A 19,283-nucleotide genomic window follows, 5' to 3' on the forward strand; every position below is an offset into this window, starting at 1 on the left:
CCGCGCCGCTCACGGGGTGAGGGCCATCTGGTCCTCCGTGGCCTTGCCGACCGCCTTCTCGCTGTAGGGCCAGTCGAGGAACTCCCCCCTGGCCCACTTGTCGGTCTGGTCGGTGTAGTGCCCGTTGTAGGCGTGCCCGGAGGCGCCGGTCAGGTTGATCCACCTGGAGTTGTCCAGGTTGCTCAGGTCGACGACCATCCGCATCGAGGGCACCCATGTCACGTCGTACCCGCCTGCCGCGTTCCAACCGGTCGCATTGACGGCCGCCTCGCCGCCGCTCAGGTCCCACGGGCCACGGTTGAGGAGCCACTGGACCGCACCCGGGCCCTCGGTGCCGAGGGTCTGGTTCTTGAGCATCAGCCGGTGCAGCCGGCCCCAGCTCCAGGTGTCGATGTCCTTGCCCAGCTTGGAGGTCAGCTCCCAACGGGCGTCCTTCATGGCGTGCGCCAGCAGCTCGTCGCGGTTCTTGTCGCCGTCCCGCTGCACCGTGCCGCGGGTCTTCCACCAGTGGCTGTCGGGGTGCTTGAGGAGCTTGCGTACGACCTCGAACCAGCGGTCGCCCCCGTCGGGCTGCGCGGCGTCGGGCGAGCGTTGGCCGCACTCGCGCACCAGGCGGTCCGCCCCGCTCAGGTCGTCCACCGGGCCGGAGTCGTCCGAGGGCGCCACGTACTGGCAGTCGCCCTCGACCCGCAGCTCCTTGGGGAGCTTGTCCCCGAACGCGAGCGTGAGCAGGTTGCGCCAGACGGCGTTGAAATAGGCGGCCGACGCCGAGTCGGAGTCCTGGGTGTAGTCCCAGCCCTCCAGCAGCTTCTGCGCGTCCCGTACGTACTTGTCCTTGACGTCGATCTTCAGCAGATAGGGCACCAGCAGCTTGGCGATCTCGCTGCTGTTGTCCATCTGCATGCTCTCCATGTCCTTCATGGAGATCTTTCCGCCGTCCTTGGTCTTCGACTGGATGAGGTCGTTGATCCGCTGGCTGCGCGCCCCGTAGCCCCAGTCGTCGGTCAGCCTGTAGGGGTACTTCTTCCGGTCCACGACGGCCTGGTTGGCCGTCACGATGTAACCCCGCTCGGGGTTGTACTCCCACGGCAGGGCGCGCTGGGGGATGTAGCTCTTCCACCGGTAGCGGGAGTCCCAGCCGGGTGCCGGGTAACGCCCGTCGCCCTTGCCGCGCACCGGAATGCGCCCGGGCGCCTGGTAGCCGATGTTGCCCTTGGTGTCGGCGTAGACGAGGTTCTGGGAGGGGACGGCGAAGTCGCGGGCCGCCTTGCGGAACTCCGGGAAGTCCTGCGCCCGGTTGAGCTGGAAGACCGCGTCCATGGTCTTCGACGGTTCCAGTGCCGTCCACCGGAGGGAGACCGCGTAGCCGTCGCCGCGGTCGGGAGCCGCGTTGCCCACAGGGGACTTGTCGCCGACCTTGCGCAGCTCCTTGTCCCGGTCCGAGACGATCGGGCCGTTGTTGGTCTCGCGGACGGTGATGGTGCGGTCCTTGCCGCCGGCCACCTTGAGGGTCTCCTCGCGGGTGCGGTAGGGCACCTCCTTGCCGTCGTAGAGGTAGTGCCCGTCCTTGACCTTCTCCAGGTAGAGGTCGGTCACGTCGGCGCCCAGGTTGGTCAGGCCCCAGGAGATCTTCTGGTTGTGGCCGACGACCACGCCCGGCATTCCCGAGAAGGTGAAGCCGGAGACGTCGTAGGGGCAGGACTTGTCGACCGACCGGCAGTGCAGGCCCATCTGGTACCAGACGGACGGCAGCTGCGGTGCCAGGTGCGGATCGTTGGCGAGCAGCGGCTTGCCGGTCGTCGTGTACTTGCCGGACACCACCCAGGAGTTGGAGCCGATACCGCTGCCGTTGGGTCCGAGCGAGCCGGGGATGCTGTCCAGCTTCCGGGCTACCTCGCCGAGTTGCGTACTGGCACCTGAAGCGGCCTCACCGGCCCCCTCCGGGCCGTTTACGGTCCCGGAGGAGCCGGAGCCCGTCCCACCGCCTGCGAGGCCGTCAGAGGCGCTCTCACCGCCCGCTCCGGTCTCGGACCCGGAGTCCGTGGCCAGATCGTTCCCCGTACCGGTGCCCGCGCCGCCGCCGGCGGCCTCACCCTGGTCGGCGGTACTGCCGTCCTCGGCCTTCGGATCGAACTTCTTGGAGACCGGGTCGACGCCTCCGTGGTCGACGATCGGCTTGTTCCTCTCGTACGGGTACTCCGGGTACAGCTCCTCGATCTTGTCCTTGTCCAGCCTGCTGGTCATCATCGCGCGGTCGATCTCGTCCGACATGTTGCCGCGCAGGTCCCATGCCATCGCCTTGAGCCAGGCCACCGAGTCGACCGGGTCCCAGCGGGTGGGCTTGTAGTCCTTGCCGCCCAGGTCGAGTGCCGCGTACTCGACGGAGAGCGCCGAGCCCTTGTGGTCCTTGAGGTAGGCGTTGACCCCCGCGGAGTAGGCCTTCAGGAACTCCTTGGTCCGGGCGGGGAGTTGCTTGTACTCCTTCTCGGCCACCCGGCGCCACCCCAGGGTGCGCAGGAAGGCGTCGGTCTCCACCTGGTCGGCGCCGAACATCTCGGAGAGGCGTCCGGAGGTCATGTGGCGGCGGACGTCCATCTCCCAGAAGCGGTCCTGCGCCTGCACGTACCCCTGGGCGAGGAAGAGATCCGCCGAGTTGTCCGCGTAGATCTGCGGAATGCCGCTACTGTCCCGCTTCACACTCACCGGCGCCTGCAGCGCCTTGAGTTTGAGCGTGCCGGTCGTCTGCGGGAAGGAGTCGCGCACGGTGCTGATGCCCCAGTACGTACCACCGCCGATACCTGCCACGAGCAGCAGCACGACGACGATCACGATGAGGCGGGCGCGTCGCGAGGTCTTCTTGGCGGGCATCGCTGTCCTTCGAGGGGCAGGGTGGACCTTGGCAGAGGGGACCGGAGGGCGTCGATCCGTACGGAGCAACCATAGGCCGCCCCTCTGTGAGCCCGGACAGCGAGTCACCCACAACGGAGCCCGCCGAGGGCAACGACGGATTTCCTCCGACGGCTTGTTCAAGCGATGGTAAATTGTTAGCTACCCAAACGAACTAGAGGCTTCCGGACAGCCGTCCGAGAGCCACCCACCCCTATGGGCAGGGCGTTAAGAACTCGTCAGGAAAGCGTCAGGAGGACATCAGAGACCAGCCCGCACAGACAGCTCCCTCGCTCACGCACGCCCAGGAGCAAGCTTTGGAAGAGAGGACCGTGCCCTGACCGTCGACAGCCTCAACCAGCTACTGCTCTTCAGCGCCCTCGTCCTGCTCATCGCCGTGGCGGCGGTACGCCTCTCCAGCCGCAGCGGGCTGCCCAGCCTGCTGGTCTACCTGGGGATCGGCGTCGCCATAGGGCAGGACGGCATCGGCTTCGGCTTCTCCGACGCCGCGCTGACCCAAGTCCTCGGATACGCGGCCCTCGTGGTGATCCTCGCCGAGGGCGGCCTCGGCACGAAGTGGCGCGAGATCCGGCCCGCCGTTCCCGCCGCAGCCGTGCTGTCGACCTTCGGTGTCGCGGTGAGCGTCTCCGTCACAGCACTCGCCGCGCACTACCTGGTCGGTCTCGCCTGGCAGCCCTCGCTCCTGATGGGCGCCGTGGTCTCCTCCACGGACGCCGCCGCGGTCTTCTCCGTGCTGCGCAGGGTGCCGCTGCCCAGCCGGCTCACCGGCGTCCTGGAGGCCGAATCCGGCTTCAACGACGCGCCCGTCGTGCTGCTGGTGGCCACCTTCTCCACGCTCGACTCCGTGCACCACCCGTGGTACTTCCTGCTCGGAGAGATCGTCATGGAGCTCGCCATCGGCCTGGTCGTCGGCCTGGCCGTGGGCAAGCTCGGCGAGTTGGGCATGCGCCATGTGGCACTGCCCTCCTCCGGGCTCTACCCCATCGCCGTGCTCGCGCTCTGCGTCCTGGCGTACGCCGGTGGCTCCATGGCGCACGGTTCGGGTTTCCTGTCCGTGTACGTCGCCGCTCTCATCCTCGGAAACAGCAAGCTGCCGCACCGCCCTGCCGTACGGGGGTTCGCGGACGGCGTCGCATGGATGGCACAGATCGGGCTCTTCGTGCTCCTGGGGCTGCTGGTCACTCCGCACAACCTGTGGAAGGACTTCTGGCCGGCGGTGCTCGTCGGACTGGCCCTGACACTGGTCGCCCGCCCGCTCTCGGTCTTCCTGTGCCTGGCGGGGTTCAAGCTGCGCCCGCGGGACAAGGTGCTGCTCTCCTGGGCGGGCCTGCGCGGCGCCGTACCCATCGTGCTGGCGACGATCCCCATGGTCGCCGACGTCGAGGGCAGTCAGCGCATCTTCAACATCGTCTTCGTCCTCGTCGTCGTCTTCACCGTGCTCCAGGGGCCCACGCTTCCCTGGCTGGCGCGGAAACTCCGGCTGAACGAGAGCGACGAGACCGCCGACGTGGACATCGAATCCGCACCCCTGGAACGGCTGCGCGGACACCTGCTGTCCGTGGCCATTCCGCAGTCCTCCCGGATGCACGGCGTCGAGGTCGCCGAACTCAGGCTCCCCCAGGGCTCCGCCGTCACCCTGGTGGTACGGGACGGCACCAGCTTCGTACCGCTGCCCTCCACCATGCTGCGGCAGGGAGACGAACTGCTGGTCGTCGCCACCGACCAGGTGCGCGACGCCGCCGAACGGCGTCTGCTGTCGGTCAGCCGCGGCGGCAAGCTCGCCGGCTGGCTGGGGGCCGGAGGGAGCACGGCGCTGCGGAGCTGAGGCACAGCGGGTACGGCAGCCGTTCGGCGGTGCGGGGGCTGCGCGGTCCACCGGGGAGCGAGCGGGGCCCCGTGACGCACTGGTGCGCCCGCGAGGAGACCGGGGAGCACGGGGGCGCAGGCGTTGCTCCGAGGGGGACGGGTGCCGCTGGTGTGCTCCTGCCGCGTTTCACCAGGAACCGGCCTCGGCCGTTATCCTCATACCGGACAGGACAGTTTTACCCGACTCTGCCTGAAGCAGAGCTGGCGCGACCGCTCGGCGGCCACGGTCCGGACAGCCCACCCCGCACCGGACCGGGTATCTACCCCGGTCCTGCGCGAGAGGACAGCTCTCGGCGCGTCACCCTGAACGCGCTACCAGGCGGCAGAAAGGCCCGGCCGTGGAATCCCCGGCCACCCGGCACGACAAGCACACACGGACCGAGCACCCACCGACCGAGCATCCCCGCATCGAGCACACGCGGACCGGACGCGCGCTCCCCGAGCACACACCCGCCGAGGAGACGCACCGGAGTCGGACACAGTCCGACCACCAGCAGTCCCGGCCCGCCGAACGGCCCGGGTACGGACGGCTCCTGCGCACAGAGGGCGCCTGGTCCTTCCTGCTGCCCGGATTTCTCGCCCGCCAGCCGTACGCGATGCTCACCATCAGCATCGTGCTGCTCGTGGAGCACACGACCGGCTCCTTCGGGCTGGCCGGCGCCGTCTCGGCGACTGCGGGCATCTCCATGGCCCTCATCGCACCCCAGAGCGGCAAACTGGCCGACCGGTTCGGCCAAGGCGCCGTCCTCTTCCCGCAGGTCTTTCTGCATGCGCTCACCATCGGCGTGCTGATCTCGGTCGCTCTGCTCGACGCACCGCTGTGGGCGCTGTTCGTCGCGGCGGTGCCCGCCGGAGCGACAGCGCCTCAGATCAGCCCCATGGTGCGAGCCCGCTGGGCAGCGCGTCTGCAGGGCACCCCGTTGATGAACACGGCAGCCGCTTTCGAGTCGGTGACGGACGAGTTCACCTTCGTCGTCGGCCCGGTGCTCGCCACCGCTCTGTGCACCGGGGTGCACCCGGCAGCCGGACTCGTCGCGGAGGCGGCGGTCTCCCTCGTGGGCGGGCTGGTCTTCGCCGCGCAGCGCCGCACCCAGCCCGCACTGGCGCGCGCCCACGGTGCCGGCGGGACGGACGCCCTCCCCGGCGGTGACGAGCGGGCCTCTTCCGCACTGGCCGTTCCGGGAACCCGGGTGCTGGTCGCGGCAGTCCTCGGTATCGGCATGGTCTTCGGCGGCATGCAGGTCTCGCTGACGGCGTTCACCGAGTCGATCGGGCAGCCCGGGATCAACGGCGTGATGTACGGCGCCTTCGCCGCCGGGAACATGCTCGCAGCCGTCGCCGTGGGCGCCGTCCGCTGGAAGCGGGGGCCGCAGACGCGGCTGCTCACCGCGTACCCGGCCCTGGTGGCCGCCGCCGTGCTGATCGCGCTCGTCGCCCAGCTCGGTCCGTGGGCGGTCCTGCTGGGCGCGCTGGGGACACTCGTCGGGCTCTGCGTGGCCCCGTGCATGATCACCTGCTTCACGCTGATCGAGACGCTGGTGCCGGCGGGCGCCCGTACGGAGGCCTTCACCTGGCTGACGGGTGCCGTCGCGCTGGGGCAGGCGGCGGGGTCGACGGTGGCCGGGCAACTGGCCGACCACTCGGGCGCCGGCGCCGGCTTCCTCGCACCGATGACCGGCACGGGCCTCGCCCTCCTGGTGCTGTTCGCCTTCCGCAAGGCCCTGCACCCGCCGCACGGCGGACGCGTCGCAGCGCGCGGGCCCGGACACCGAACGACGGTCCCAGTGGACTGACGCGCGGGAATGCTGCACTATGGAGCGTTGTTAGCACTCAACGAGTGAGAGTGCCAGGAGGAAGAACGTGCCGACCTACCAGTACCAGTGCACCGAGTGCGGCGAGGGCCTCGAGGTGGTGCAGAAGTTCACGGACGACTCGCTGACCGAGTGCCCGACCTGCGAGGGGCGCCTGAAGAAGGTCTTCTCGGCCGTCGGCGTCGTCTTCAAGGGCTCCGGCTTCTACCGCAACGACAGCCGCAGCTCCTCTTCGAGCAGCAGCTCGTCCTCCAGCGCCTCCTCCGACTCCTCCGGCAAGAGCGGCGGCGACTCCAAGAGTTCCTCGGACTCGTCGTCCTCCGGCTCGTCCAGCGGGTCGTCCTCCTCGGAGTCGAAGTCCTCCGGCAAGAGCGACAGCAAGAGCACCGCCAAGGCCTCCACTTCGGCCTGAGGCGGCTAGCCCGCCGGTGCTTCCGGCACCCTTCCGCCCTGTGTGAGCGGGCCCGGTTCCGGGCCCGCTCTTTCCCTGCCGTTCGCAAGGCAGCCGCCCGTAGGGTGACCGCATGAGCGAACAGGCAGAGATCGGCGTCATCGGCGGTTCCGGGTTCTACTCCTTCCTCGACGACGTGAGGGAGGTCACTGTCCGGACCCCCTACGGGCCGCCGAGCGACTCCCTCTTCCTGGGGGAGACCGCCGGCCGCACGGTGGCCTTCCTCCCCCGGCACGGCCGTGGCCATCACCTGCCGCCCAACCGCATCAACTACCGCGCCAACATGTGGGCGCTGCGTTCCGTAGGAGTGCGGCAGATCGTCGCCCCCTGCGCGGTCGGGGGTCTGCAGCCGGAGTACGGACCGGGCACGCTCGTGGTTCCGGACCAGCTCGTGGACCGCACGAAGACGCGGCAGCAGTCCTTCTACGACGGGGAGCCGCTGGCTGACGGCAGCATCCCCAACGTCCTCCACGTCACCTTCGCCGACCCCTACTGCGAGGCGGGGCGCCAGGCATCGTTGCGGGCGGCCCGCGGGCAGGGCTGGCAGGCGGTCGACGGCGGCACCATGTGCGTCATCGAGGGCCCGCGCTTCTCGACCCGCGCCGAATCCCGCTGGCACGCCGCTCAGGGCTGGTCCGTGGTCGGCATGACGGGGCACCCCGAGGCGGTCCTCGCCCGTGAGCTGGAGCTGTGCTACTCCTCGCTGGCCCTGGTCACGGATCTGGATGCGGGTGCGGAGGCCGGCGAGGGCGTCTCGCACGAAGAGGTGCTGCGGGTGTTCGGGCAGAACATCGGGCGGTTGCGCGAGGTTCTCTTCGACGCGGTCCGCGAACTGCCGGCCGCCGACGAACGAAAGTGCGAGTGCGGGGCGGCGTTGGGGGGCCAGGAGCCGGGGATCACGCTCCCCTGACGCACTCCCCTTTTCCTCTTCTCCCCTTTTCTCCCCTCTTCTCCTTTTTCCAGCGCTGCGCCGCTGCTCACCGGGCGGGAAACGCTCGCACGGGTGACGGAGTTGTCCACAACCGGCCGGTCCTCCACAGTTTTCCGGGCTGGTCAGCAGGATCCCGCGAAGCGGTCCACTCTCGTCGCAGAGGGCCGCGACCAGGCGGTCTCCTCGCCCGATGGCTGGTGGTGAACGTCGTTGTCCCGATCCCGCTCCTGGAACCCGGAGCCGCAGCCCTGGAGCCCCGTTCCGCGGCGTTTTCCTCCGCTTCCCCCGCGTACACGGCCGCGAGCGCCGGTGCCCGACTTCCCGCCCGTCCGCGCTGGACGCGGCCGTCGGCCGTCCCGAGGGGCGCTCGGGCGGCGCAGAGTGTTCTGCGCCGTGCTGGCTGTCACCGCGGCGGGGCTGGCCGCCTTCACCGGCAGCGGCCCCGCGCCCGCCGACGGGCGGCCGGATCCAAACGGTGCGGGACGGCACAGGACTGAGAGTTCCCTCACGGCGCGGGGCGCCGAGGCATCTCCGGTCTCGGCGCCCGTCCGCATCGCCGACCCGGCAACGGCGCACTTGCTGCGCCCTGGTGACCGTGTCGATGTGCTGGCGAGCGACTCGAAGGGGCACGCCGCCCGCATCGTCGCCGGCGGCGCCCGAGTGGCCCAGGTGCCGAAGTCCGACGACACTGTCTCGGGCGAGGCCGAAGGGGCGTTGATCGTGGTCGTCGTACCCCGGCGCACTGCGGCCGCCCTCGCCGGTGCCGCGGCCGGGTCCACGATGGCGGTGGCCCTGTGCTGAGCCGTCCGCAGCCGACGCCCCTCCGCGGGGGCACCGGCGCCCCGTGCATGGACCACTGGGGACGGGGGCAGGCGACCGGTCGGTCCCGCTTACGGGCACTGCCCTGGGGCCCGTGCGCCCTGGGTCTGCCGCTCGCAGTCAGCGTCGTCACATGGTTTTGGAAGAGGCAGTTCGTTGAGCAACCCACCCGCACCCGCACCCGCCAAGAAGGGCGTCTTCGCAGGCTTCAAGGAATTCCTGCTGCGCGGCAACGTGGTCGAGCTGGCCGTTGCCGTCGTCGTCGGAGCGGCCTTCAGCAAGATCGTCGACGCTGTCGTGAAGGGGTTCATCAATCCGCTGGTCGGCGCCATCGGCACCCAGGATCTGGACGAGTACCACTCGTGCCTGAAGGGTTCCTGCGAGGTCGACTCGGCAGGGGAGGTGGTGGGCCAGGGCATCCTGATCAACTGGGGCCCGGTGCTGAGCGCCACGCTCACCTTCCTGATCACTGCAGCGGTCGTGTACTTCCTCATGATCCTGCCGATGAACAAGTACAAGGAGCGGCAGGCAGCGAAGGCGGGCCCGCTGGAGGCTGCCAAGACGGACATCGAGCTGCTCACGGAGATCCGCGACGAGCTGATCGCCCAGCGCACCGGCGGCCTCGACGGCACGGCCGACGCAGCATCCGACGCCTCCGGGCCCGGATCCGCCGCTGGTTCCGACGCCTCGGTCGGACCGCAGCGCGGCGGTGGTGTCGACACGCAGAAATAACCGGACCCGGCTCCCGGACCCCCTCGACGCCGCGACGCGGGCAGCAGGTTCAGAGGTGGTGGGGCGGCTTCTCGTCGAGGAAGCGTGCGAGGTCGGCGTCCGGGCCCTGCCCCTCGCCACGTCCGCCCTCGCCCCAGCCACGGTCGGTGTCGTCCCCGGCCGGACGGCCGAGGGGGTCGTCGAAGACGATCGAAGCCGCCGCCTCACGCGGCGGTGTCGATCGTGCGGAGGACTGCGGTTCGACGCTCATGCCTCAAGCCTACGGCGCTGCCGTACCCCGACTGGTATGGATGCCGCATGGAGAGGACTCAGCACGCACAACAGCCCGGCACCTCCCCGGCGCCGCCGAGCCAGGCAGACATCCGGGACGCGCTGACGGACGTTCCCGGCCTGCGGGTGGGTCACGCACAGCGGACCGACGACGGGTGGCTGACCGGCACGACGGTGGTGCTGCCCCCGAAGGAGGGCGCCGTCGCGGGAGTGGATGCCCGGGGCGGGGCCCCGGGGACTCGCGAGACGGACGCACTGGACCCGCGCAACCTGGTGGAACGGGTGCACGCCGTCGTCCTGAGCGGCGGAAGCGCGTTCGGCCTGGACGCCGCCTCGGGGGTGATGAGCTGGCTGGAGGAACAGGGGCACGGGGTGCCCGTGGGGGCCGAGCCGTCGCAGGTGGTGCCGGTGGTGCCGGCAGCCGTACTCTTCGACCTCGGCCGCGGGGGCCGGTGGAACGCCCGGCCGGACGCGGCCCTGGGCCGCGAAGCGGTGGCAGCAGCAGCCGCGACGGAACCGGGGGCCGCTGTGGCGCAGGGATGTGCCGGTGCCGGAACAGGAGCTGTGGTCGGCGGCCTCAAGGGAGGGACAGGCACGGCGAGCACGCGGCTGCCCTCGGGCATCACGGTCGGCGCCCTGGTCGCCCTGAACGCGGCGGGCTCGGCGACCGACCCGGTGTCGGGCGCACTGTGGGGCGATCCCCCGAGCCGCTCCGCCCCCCTGCCCGACCCAACGGTCCACGCAGCGGCCGAGCGTCGGCGCACGGAGGCTCAGCGGGAGACGGCCCGCCGCTCAGCGGGAACACTCCTCCCGCCCCTGAACACGACGCTGGTGGTGGTCGGCACCGACGCGGTGCTGACCCGGCCGCAGGCACAGCGCTTGGCAGGCAGTGCCCACGACGGGCTGGCGCGAGCGGTGCGCCCCCTGCACCTCATGCACGACGGCGACACGGCCTTCGCGCTGTCCACGACGCAACGGGGGATGGCCGAGGGCGAGTTCAACGACGTCCTGGCAGCGGGGGCCGAGGTGGTGACCCGGGCTGTCGTCAAGGCGGTGCGGGCCGCTCATGGCGTCGACGGGCCGGGCGGGGTGTTTCCCGCCTACAGCGAGTTGTACGGCAAGGCTGCCTCGGATCGGCGCGGAGCGGACCCGGACGGTTCCTGACCGCGCTCGTGAGGCTCCTGACGAAGAAGGCCGTGAGCGCGGCCGCGGCGGGCCGTCACGGCGCGGCAGCCGCCCTGTGCTGGGTGAGGGGGCTCGCGGCGCTGCTCGGTACGGCGGCGGACAGCGAAGAGCCCCGGCGCTCGGGGGTAGGCACCGGGGCTCGTCCAAGGGGGCAACGACGGCGGCGGGCTCGGGGAGCCGGGATCACGCCGCTTCGTCGAAGCCCGTGTCATGGGCCATCTTCTTCAGTTCCAAAAGCGCGTGCTTCTCGATCTGGCGGATGCGCTCGCGAGTGAGACCGTGCTGCTTGCCGACCTCGGTGAGCGTGCGCTCACGGCCGTCGACCATGCCGTAACGGGCCTTGATGATCGAGGCGGTGCGGTCGTCGAGCCTGCTGATGAGGTCCTCCAGCTCCTCCCTGCGCAGCACCGTGAGCACGGACTGTTCAGGGGAGTCTGCCGAGGTGTCCTCAAGCAGGTCACCGAACTGGGTCTCCCCCTCGTCATCCACCGACATGTTCAGGCTGACCGGGTCGCGTGCCCAGTCCAGGACGTCCGTGACGCGCTCCGCCGTGGAGTTCAGCTCCGCGGCGACCTCGCCCGGCTCCGGGTCGCGGCCGTGCTCACGGTTGAACTCGCGCTGCACACGGCGTATGCGGCCCAGCTCCTCCACGAGGTGGACGGGCAGCCGGATGGTGCGGGACTGGTCGGCGATGGAACGGGTGATGGCCTGGCGGATCCACCATGTCGCGTAGGTGGAGAACTTGAATCCCTTGGTGTAGTCGAACTTCTCCACAGCGCGCACGAGGCCGGCGTTGCCCTCCTGGATCAGGTCCAGCAGGGGCAAGCCGCTGCGCGGATAGCGCCGGGCCACGGCGACCACGAGACGGAGGTTGGAGCGGATGAAGACGTCCTTGGCCCGCTCCCCCTCGGCGACGACCGCTTCCAGCTCCTCACGGTCCGCGGTGGCACTGGGGGAGTCATCGGCTACGGGCTGCTCGAGTCCGTCCAGGATCCGCCTGGCGTAGACGCCCGCCTCGATGGCGAGAGAGAGCTCGACCTCCTTCTCAGCGTCCAGCAGCGGAGTCCGGGCGATCTCGTCGAGATACATGCCGACCAGGTCGCGGTCCGCGACTTCGCTGCCAGCGGTGCGAACACTGCTTGCCGTGTCGGAGACCCCGTTGGTGTTCTCCCGACGACGGGCGACGGCACGGGTTGCCATGCGTGCTCCCTTGCGAGTGGACTTGAAACTTTGGCCTGGTGGCTGGCTCGGACACTCCCCGAGTGCCCGCCTTGCATAGATCTCAACGGCTGGAAACCGGACTAAATTCCCAACTCGCGCAACATTTTTCGGATCATGCAGTACCCTGTGCCGCCACAGAAACGGGGGTGGGCGGTGACGGAACGCTTTCCTGCCTGGTCAGAGCGGTGCAGAAGGTTCTCGACAGCCCTCACGATCCCCGTGCGGGTGCTGCGCGGGCGTCATCCTCGACCGCCCGTCACCTGTTGAGACGGATGTGGCGCCGACTTGGTTGCGTGATCTTTTACCGGCCATGTGTTCATGCCGTGATCACCCGCGCGGGCAGCACTGTGGGTGACCCGTACGTCTCTGTGCGCGCCCCGCGTCTTCGGGTGCCCCGCACGACGGAGCGGTCCCCGTACCCGGCGGGGTACGGGGACCGCTCGGAGATCCGTGGCCGTCCCGGTCGACGTCGTCCTCCCCCATCGGGGTCAGGCGCCGTCCCGTCCGGGCGCCCGACGGGTCAGTGCATCGCCACCAGTACCGGCTCGGGCTCGCCACCGATGTCGTCGCTCACGGCGTCGCCCTCGGCCGCCCTGTTGGGAGCCTGGCCGCTCTGGCCGCGGGCGTTCACGAACACGGCCACGATCGCAGCGGACACGAGCAGGATGCCCACGGCCCACCAGATCGCGGAGGTGTAGCCGTGCACCATGGCCTCCAGCTTCAGCATCTGCTGCGAGGACTTGCTGGTGGCCTCGGCGACGTGCGCGGCCACGTAGGAGGTGGTGGCGCTGGCGGCGATGGTGTTCAACAGTGCCGTGCCGATGGCGCCGCCCACCTGCTGCGAGGTGTTGACCATCGCGGAGGCGACACCCGCGTCACTCGATCGCACACCGTGGGTGGCCAGGGACATCGCGGGCATGAACGCCGTACCCAGACCGAGGCCCAGCAGCACCTCGGCCGGCAGGATGAGCGCCGGGTAGGAGCTGCCGACCTCCAGCTGGGTGAGCAGCAGCATGCCCACCGCGGCCACCAGGAACCCGGGCATCATCAGCAGCCGGGAAGGCACCCGGGTCATCAGCCGTGCACCGATCTGCGTCGACCCGGTGATCATCCCCGCCACCATCGGCAGGAAGGCCACACCGGTGCGCACCGGCGAGTACCCCTTGACGACCTGCAGGTAGTAGGTCAGGAACAGGAACAGCCCGAACATCGCGATGGTCGCAAGGCCCAGCGACAGGTAGACCCCGCCACGGTTCCGGTCGGTCACCACGCGCAGCGGCAGCAGGGGGGCCCGCACCTTGGCCTCGACCACCGCGAAGGCGAGCAGCAGCGCGCCGGAGGCGACGAACATGCCGATGGTGCCGCCGTCGCTCCAGCCGTCCGTCTCGGCCCGGGTGAACCCGTACACGAGCGACACCAGGCCCAGCGTGGAGAGAATGACGCCGGGGATGTCGAGCGCCGAGCGGTTGCGGGTCTCGGCCGGCTCGCGGATGGCGCTCACGGCACCGAGCGCGGCGATGACCGCGAACGGAACGTTGACGTAGAAGGTCCAGCGCCAGTCCAGGTACTCGGTCAGGACACCGCCGAGGATCAGACCGATGGCGCCGCCACCGCCCGCGATGGCGCCGTAGATGCCGAAGGCCTTGGCGCGCTCCTTGCCGTCGGTGAACATCACCGCCAGCAGGGACAGCGCGGCGGGAGCGAGCAGCGCGCCGAAAGCACCCTGCAGGGCGCGGGCCGCCAGCATCATCATCTCGCCGGTGGCCGCCCCGCCGATGGCGGAGGCGGCGGCGAAGCCGACAAGGCCGGTCACGAAGGCGCGCTTACGCCCCCACATGTCGGCGATGCGACCGCCGAAGAGCAGCAGCCCGCCGAAGGCCAGGGCGTAGGCGGTGATGACCCACTGCCGGTTGGCGTCGGATATGCCCAGGTCGGACTGGGCCGAAGGAAGCGCGATGTTCACGATCGTCGCGTCGAGGACGACCATGAGCTGCGCGATGGCGATGAAGGCGAGGGCCTTCCACCGTCTCGGGTCGGCTCCGGCCTCGGTGACGGCCGGGGCGGGTGTTTCTGGCATGGATGTGCCTATCTCTTGGCATCGAGTACGAAAAATTGGGCGCGAGCGGGCGTGATCGGCCCGCATCGGGTACGTGTAAGGGACCGCGCGGGGCGGCCGGTCTGAGGTGGCCGATGCTCCGGGGGAAGCCGGATCACGGGCCTGGAGGTCGGTACGCGGTCCCGGAGTGCGGACCGCGTCGGCACGCGGAACTGAGCGGCGCTGCTCGGATCCGCTGCTCTGGTGGATCGGTTGCCCTGCCGGATCAGTGATCGCGGGAGATCAGTGCCGGCGACGGGTCAACGTCTCGGCAGATCAGTGGTCCTGGCGGATCAGTGGTCTTCTCGCAGCTCCTCCAGAGTCGCAGCGTGGCCTGGTAGTCGGGACCTGGCGGGGGCGCGCAGCCCGTCCAGGTAGAGCTGCACGTGACGTTCGGCGAAACGTTCGATCCCCTGGCAGCCACCGCCCGGCAGCGGCCGGGTGAGCTGGCTGAGTGCGACCATCACGTCGCCGACTCCGATGTCGGCCCGCACCTCTCCCGCTTCCTGCGCGGACCGGATCAGCTCCTTCGTCAGCCCCTCCACCCGTTCGCGGGCCGCCAGACAGCGCGGCTCCGCGGGGTCGAAACTGCCGGAGAGCATGGAGCACAGGGCGCCGATGCGTTCCTCCACCGCGGCGAACACAAAACTGCGCAGTACCTCGAAGGGGGTTCCCTCGTCGGTCAGCGCCTGCTGCGCGCGGTCCGCGATACGTTCGGTGACGGCGGCGACCACTCCGTGCACCAGGGCGTACCGGTCAGGGAAGTGCCGGTAGAGGGTCGCATTACCGACCCCCGCCGTGCGAGCGATTTCATCCAAGGAGGCGTCGGCGCCACGGACGACGAACGCCTCCCTGGCCGCGCCCAGGATGCGCTCCCGGTTGCGCGCGGCATCGGCCCGCCCCTTGGGCGCGGCACCGGCTGGGGTGACGCGCTTGGTGGCGGTGGTGGCGCCGGCCATGCCTGACTCCTGGCTCCGGGTACGTCCGACGGCTGCGCCGTCAGGGCTGATTGCTGTTTGAACTGTCTGTCACCGGCGAGGCCGCCGGTGACGGGTGATGCGGTGGTGCGGGAGAACACTCGTGTCATCCATCCGGGGAGTGCGTCCCCGGATGTGGAGACGCAGATGTAAACGGGGACGCGCTCCCCGGTTATTTCCCTGACCTATGTGATGCACGACACCCTCACGGAATCGCTGTCCGCGGTGGCCGCGGGAGGGGCGCCGACGCCACTGGACTGGACCCATGAAGTCCCGCGCGGCGTCTGGTCCGGACGGCCCTCACGCTGCGACGATGTGCTGTCGCATCCAGCGGTGTCCCCCACATGCACCCCGTGCGCCCGCGCACTTGCACTTCGTGCTGACAGCCCGCACCTGTGAGGAGCGTTCCGATGCAGCCACCCACCTCCCGCAGAAACGTTCTCGCTGCCGCGGCGGGCGCCGCGGCAGCGATCGGCGCCGGCGCTCAGCCCGCAGCAGCCGCACCCGCCGGCCGGCCCACACAGCTCCCGGGGGCTGCGGGCGCCTCCTCCTACGGTTCGAACGACCCGCTCGAATCCTCGTCGGCCGCCCGGGCCCGGGCCACCGACCTGCTGCGGCGGATGAGCCTGGAGGAGAAGATCGGGCAGCTGTTCGTCGTCGAGCTGTACGGGCAGACCGCGGAGACCGCACATGCCGGAAACCGCGAGCTGTACGGGGTCTCGACGCCGTCGGAGGTCATCAGGAAGTACCGTCCGGGCGGAGTCATCTACTTCGATGCGCGCCGCGGGCCGGACAACGTACGCGAGGCCCGTCAGATCGCACGCCTGTCCAACGGTCTCCAGCGGACCGCCCTGCACAGCGGGGCCCGCATCCCGCTCCTGGTCTCCATCGACCAGGAAGGCGGAAGCGTCGTCTACCGGATGCTGGAGCCTGCCACCCAGTTGCCGGGCAACATGGCGCTGGCCGCCACCCGCTCCTCCCGGGACGTCTACGACAGCGCCGACATCATCGGGAGCGAGCTCGCCGCCGTCGGCATCAACCAGAACTACGCGCCGGACGCGGACGTCAACATCAACCCGGACAACCCGATCATCGGCGTTCGCTCGTTCGGGTCGGACTCCAGGTTGTGCGCCGAGTACGTCTCCACGACCGTACGCGCGTACCACCACAGTGGCGTCGCCAGTGCGGCCAAGCACTTCCCCGGGCACGGCGACACGAACGTCGACAGCCACACCGGGCTGCCCGAGATCACGCACACACGCAGCGAACTGGACCGCATCGACCTGCCGCCGTTCCGCGCCGCCATCCGGCACGGGGTCGACACGATCATGACGGCGCACATCGTCGTGCCCTCGCTCGACCCTTCACGGGTCCCGGCGACCATGTCGCAGCCGATCGTGACCGGACTGCTACGACAGGAACTGGGGTTCGACGGCCTCATTGTCACGGACGCACTGGACATGGGCGGCGCAACAGCTGACTTCCCGCCCGACGTCGCGCCTGTGCGCGCCTTCCAGGCCGGCTGCGACCAGCTTGTACTCGCTCCCCGCCTGGACACCGCCTTCGATGCCGTCCTCACCGCCGTACGGTCGGGCAAGATCGGCGAGGACCGCCTCGACGCCTCGGTGCGGCGCATCCTCGAACACAAGCTGCAGCGCCGCCTGTTCACGTCTCCGTACGTGAACGAGCGGCGCGCCGTACGCACCATGGGCAGCCGACGCCACCGCTCGCGGGCCCGCGAGATCGCCGATGCCTCGATCACGCTGCTCCGCAACGAGAACGGTGCCCTTCCATTGCCGGAGGCGCCCGGCAGTGTCCTGGTCACCGGCTGGGGCACCGCTCCCCTCGCCGACCTCGCCGACGCTCTCGGCACCCGCCGCGGCCGCCGGACGACCACCCTGGAGACCGGCACGGCGCCGAACGCCGACACGATCACCAAGGCGACCGAGGCCGCCCGCACGCACGACGTCACCGTCGTCCTCGCCAACGCCGCCGCTGCGGGCAAGGAGGGCGGCGTCGCCCAGGCCAAGCTGATCGCCTCCCTGGTCGCGACCGGGAGGAAGGTGATCGTCGCGGGCGTCCGCCTGCCGTACGACATCCGCCGCTTCCCCGACGTGCCCGCCTACCTGGCCACCTACTCCTACACCGCCCCCTCCATGGCCGCCCTGGCCCGCGTCCTCCACGGCGAGACCCGTCCCAACGGCAAGCTCCCCGTCACCATCACCGCCCTCGACAACCCCGACCAACCCCTTTACCCCTTCGGCCACGGCCTCCACTACTGACCCTGCCGCCTCCCCCGACGACGTTGCCGCCGCCGTCCCCCCATCCGCTAAGCTGAGCGCGCGGATCACCACTCCGCGCGCCTCCGTAGCTCAGGGGATAGAGCACCGCTCTCCTAAAGCGGGTGTCGCAGGTTCGAATCCTGCCGGGGGCACACCACAGATGGGAAACGCTGCCCCGTCTGCGCGCCCGGCCCGCATCGCTTGTTCGGCGATGCGGGCCGTTGCGTCGATCGTGTCAGCGTGGAGCACCACCCCGCATCGGGCGGTGCGGGTGCGGTGGTCGTAGTGGATCGGCAACCGGAACGCTTCGAACATGCGGCGGCGCAACGGGTCTGGCAGCGTCGCGATCTCACACCGCCCCAGGGGGAGAGCGTCGACGAGGGCCGGGTCCTGCGTGACAGGCGCCGCCCGCCGATGAGCGTTGATCTCTGCCTCCTTCGCGCGGATCTCGTCATCAAGCTCGGCGACCCGTGCCTGGATTCCCTGGACGAATCGGCGGTCGGCGTTGTCTGCGAGTTTCGAGAGCGTGGAACTGGCGGTCCCGTCGTTTTCTGAAAGTCTGCAAGGCGTTATGTAGAGCCTTCTCCCGCTCCTTGTGCTGGCGTGCCTGCTTGTTGTCGGCTTCCGGTAGCGCCTTAAGAATTCATCTCATTTGGCTGGGTAAGCTGTCGGTTGTGGTGGGGATCATTGAGCGGCTGGTGCCGGACGAGTTGTGGGAGCTGTTTCAGCGAGTGGTGCCGGAGGCGCCGTCGCGGCCTCAGGGCGGCGGTCGGCGTCGGCACGGCGACCGGGAAGTGCTGGCTGCGATCGTTTTCGTGGCGACCACGGGCTGCACGTGGCAGCAGCTGCCGTCCACGTCGTTCGGCCCCTCGGGGGCGACTGCCACCGGCGGTTCACCGAATGGTCGAAGGCCTGGGTTTGGGCGAAGCTCCACCGCCTGGTCCTGGACGAGCTCGGCTCCCGCGGCGAGCTGGACTGGTCCCGCTGCGCGATTGACTCGGTGAACATGCGGGCCCTGAAAAAGGGGAGCTGACAGGTCCGAATCCTGTCGATCGAGGCAAGTACGGCTCGAAGATCCACCTGATCACCGAGCGGACCGGTCTACCCCTGTCCGTGGGAATCTCGGGCGCCAACCTCCACGACAGCCGGGCGCTGATCCCGCTGGTGAAGGGGATACCGCCGATCCGGTCCCGGCGCGGACCGCGCAGGCGCAGACCGGCCAAGCTCCACGCCGACAAGGGATACGACTACAACCACCTGCGGCAATGGTTGCGCGGCCAAGGCATCCGCCATCGCATCGCCCGCAAAGGTATCGAGTCCTCGGCACGGCTGGGCCGCCACCGCTGGACCATCGAACGCACGATGTCCTGGCTCGCCGGATGCCGCAGACTGCACCGCCGCTACGAGCGCAAGGCCGAGCACTTCCTGGCCTTCACCAGCATCGCCTGCACCCTCATCTGCTACCGCAGACTCGCCAAATGAGATGACGTCTAAAGCACCGTGCGAGTACTCAAGGGAGAGACCAGTGTTACACCCGCACCTTGGCAGTCCAACTGCCCACCCCTCTGAATCCACGTCATGCGCTTGTACGTACGGCTTGGTCACCGCGACGATCGCCGCCGTTCCAGCCACGCCCTCGCCGTACGCGCCAGGACTGTGGGGCCTCGTCGTAGTGGTGATCGTGTTGGTTACGACGGTCCGGCTGGTGATGGCCAAGCGTCGAGCTTGATGGAGAG

General features: G+C 69.8%; 14 protein-coding genes, 1 tRNA gene and 1 pseudogene. 11 read left to right on the plus strand and 5 right to left on the minus strand.

Going from position 1 to position 19,283, the window contains the following annotated elements:
* Positions 1-9: 9 nt before the first annotated feature.
* Positions 10-2,868 (minus strand): penicillin acylase family protein, encoded by a 2,859-nt coding sequence (locus tag H297_RS0128685; RefSeq protein ID WP_027739860.1) that lies wholly within the window; start codon positions 2,866-2,868, stop codon positions 10-12.
* A 355-nt stretch (positions 2,869-3,223) separates the two neighbouring features.
* Here H297_RS0128685 and H297_RS0128690 point away from each other — a divergent pair, with 355 nt between their 5' ends.
* From H297_RS0128690 to mscL, 6 genes are all read left to right on the plus strand, one after another.
* A complete protein-coding gene (locus H297_RS0128690) occupies positions 3,224-4,732 on the plus strand; it encodes a potassium/proton antiporter (RefSeq protein ID WP_078514747.1) in 1,509 nt (502 codons plus the stop codon).
* A 448-nt stretch (positions 4,733-5,180) separates the two neighbouring features.
* Positions 5,181-6,566 (plus strand): MFS transporter, encoded by a 1,386-nt coding sequence (locus H297_RS38940; RefSeq protein WP_078514784.1) that lies wholly within the window; start codon positions 5,181-5,183, stop codon positions 6,564-6,566.
* A 67-nt stretch (positions 6,567-6,633) separates the two neighbouring features.
* Positions 6,634-6,996, plus strand: coding sequence for an FmdB family zinc ribbon protein (locus H297_RS0128700; RefSeq protein ID WP_027739862.1), 363 nt, complete (start codon positions 6,634-6,636; stop codon positions 6,994-6,996).
* A gap of 112 nt (positions 6,997-7,108) precedes the next feature.
* A complete protein-coding gene (locus H297_RS0128705) occupies positions 7,109-7,945 on the plus strand; it encodes an S-methyl-5'-thioadenosine phosphorylase (protein ID WP_027739863.1) in 837 nt (278 codons plus the stop codon).
* Positions 7,946-8,359: 414 nt separating this feature from the next.
* Entirely contained in the window at positions 8,360-8,767 is a 408-nt protein-coding gene (locus tag H297_RS0128710) for a hypothetical protein (protein WP_486589709.1), read from the plus strand.
* Positions 8,768-8,941: 174 nt separating this feature from the next.
* Positions 8,942-9,517 carry a large conductance mechanosensitive channel protein MscL gene (mscL, locus tag H297_RS0128715; protein ID WP_027739865.1) on the plus strand — a complete coding sequence of 192 codons (576 nt, stop codon included), beginning with the start codon at positions 8,942-8,944 and terminating at the stop codon, positions 9,515-9,517.
* Positions 9,518-9,566: 49 nt separating this feature from the next.
* Here mscL and H297_RS0128720 read toward each other — a convergent pair whose 3' ends face one another.
* Positions 9,567-9,767, minus strand: coding sequence for a hypothetical protein (locus H297_RS0128720; protein WP_027739866.1), 201 nt, complete (start codon positions 9,765-9,767; stop codon positions 9,567-9,569).
* 47 nt (positions 9,768-9,814) lie between these two features.
* Between H297_RS0128720 and H297_RS38945 the strand changes: the two genes are divergently transcribed.
* The gene (locus H297_RS38945; RefSeq protein WP_078514753.1) at positions 9,815-10,951 is read left to right on the plus strand and encodes a P1 family peptidase; all 1,137 of its coding nucleotides are present in this window, start codon (positions 9,815-9,817) and stop codon (positions 10,949-10,951) included.
* A gap of 204 nt (positions 10,952-11,155) precedes the next feature.
* On the opposite strand, the gene H297_RS0128730 is transcribed toward H297_RS38945, so the two are convergent.
* The 3 genes from H297_RS0128730 to H297_RS0128740 all read right to left on the minus strand — a co-directional run bounded on the left by H297_RS0128730 (position 11,156) and on the right by H297_RS0128740 (position 15,247).
* On the minus strand, positions 11,156-12,172 hold the full coding sequence (locus H297_RS0128730) for a sigma-70 family RNA polymerase sigma factor (RefSeq protein ID WP_027739867.1): 1,017 nt from the start codon (positions 12,170-12,172) through the stop codon (positions 11,156-11,158).
* A gap of 541 nt (positions 12,173-12,713) precedes the next feature.
* A complete protein-coding gene (locus H297_RS0128735; RefSeq protein WP_027739868.1) occupies positions 12,714-14,270 on the minus strand; it encodes an MFS transporter in 1,557 nt (518 codons plus the stop codon).
* A 311-nt stretch (positions 14,271-14,581) separates the two neighbouring features.
* Positions 14,582-15,247, minus strand: a complete 666-nt coding sequence (locus H297_RS0128740; RefSeq protein ID WP_027739869.1) for a TetR/AcrR family transcriptional regulator — start codon at positions 15,245-15,247, stop codon at positions 14,582-14,584.
* A gap of 428 nt (positions 15,248-15,675) precedes the next feature.
* On the opposite strand from H297_RS0128740, the gene H297_RS0128745 reads away from it, so the two are divergent.
* From H297_RS0128745 to H297_RS42195, 4 genes and pseudogenes are all read left to right on the plus strand, one after another.
* A complete protein-coding gene (locus tag H297_RS0128745) occupies positions 15,676-17,547 on the plus strand; it encodes a glycoside hydrolase family 3 protein (RefSeq protein ID WP_027739870.1) in 1,872 nt (623 codons plus the stop codon).
* A 79-nt stretch (positions 17,548-17,626) separates the two neighbouring features.
* Positions 17,627-17,699: transfer RNA gene (locus H297_RS0128750), tRNA-Arg, on the plus strand.
* An 88-nt stretch (positions 17,700-17,787) separates the two neighbouring features.
* Positions 17,788-18,102 carry a hypothetical protein gene (locus tag H297_RS0128755; RefSeq protein ID WP_158693763.1) on the plus strand — a complete coding sequence of 105 codons (315 nt, stop codon included), beginning with the start codon at positions 17,788-17,790 and terminating at the stop codon, positions 18,100-18,102.
* Positions 18,103-18,233: 131 nt separating this feature from the next.
* Positions 18,234-19,029, plus strand: a pseudogene (locus H297_RS42195) (IS5 family transposase).
* Positions 19,030-19,283: the final 254 nt, after the last annotated feature.

The sequence above is a fragment of the Streptomyces sp. CNT360 genome (assembly GCF_000424785.1).

Coding starts and splice junctions, on each gene's coding strand:
- H297_RS0128685 (WP_027739860.1), bottom strand. CDS start 2,868: ATGCCCGCCAAGAAGACCTCGCGACGCGCCCGCCTCATCGTGATCGTC.
- H297_RS0128705 (WP_027739863.1), top strand. CDS start 7,109: ATGAGCGAACAGGCAGAGATCGGCGTCATCGGCGGTTCCGGGTTCTAC.
- H297_RS0128720 (WP_027739866.1), bottom strand. CDS start 9,767: ATGAGCGTCGAACCGCAGTCCTCCGCACGATCGACACCGCCGCGTGAG.
- H297_RS38945 (WP_078514753.1), top strand. CDS start 9,815: ATGGAGAGGACTCAGCACGCACAACAGCCCGGCACCTCCCCGGCGCCG.
- H297_RS0128730 (WP_027739867.1), bottom strand. CDS start 12,172: ATGGCAACCCGTGCCGTCGCCCGTCGTCGGGAGAACACCAACGGGGTC.
- H297_RS0128735 (WP_027739868.1), bottom strand. CDS start 14,270: ATGCCAGAAACACCCGCCCCGGCCGTCACCGAGGCCGGAGCCGACCCG.
- H297_RS0128740 (WP_027739869.1), bottom strand. CDS start 15,247: ATGGCCGGCGCCACCACCGCCACCAAGCGCGTCACCCCAGCCGGTGCC.
- H297_RS0128745 (WP_027739870.1), top strand. CDS start 15,676: ATGCAGCCACCCACCTCCCGCAGAAACGTTCTCGCTGCCGCGGCGGGC.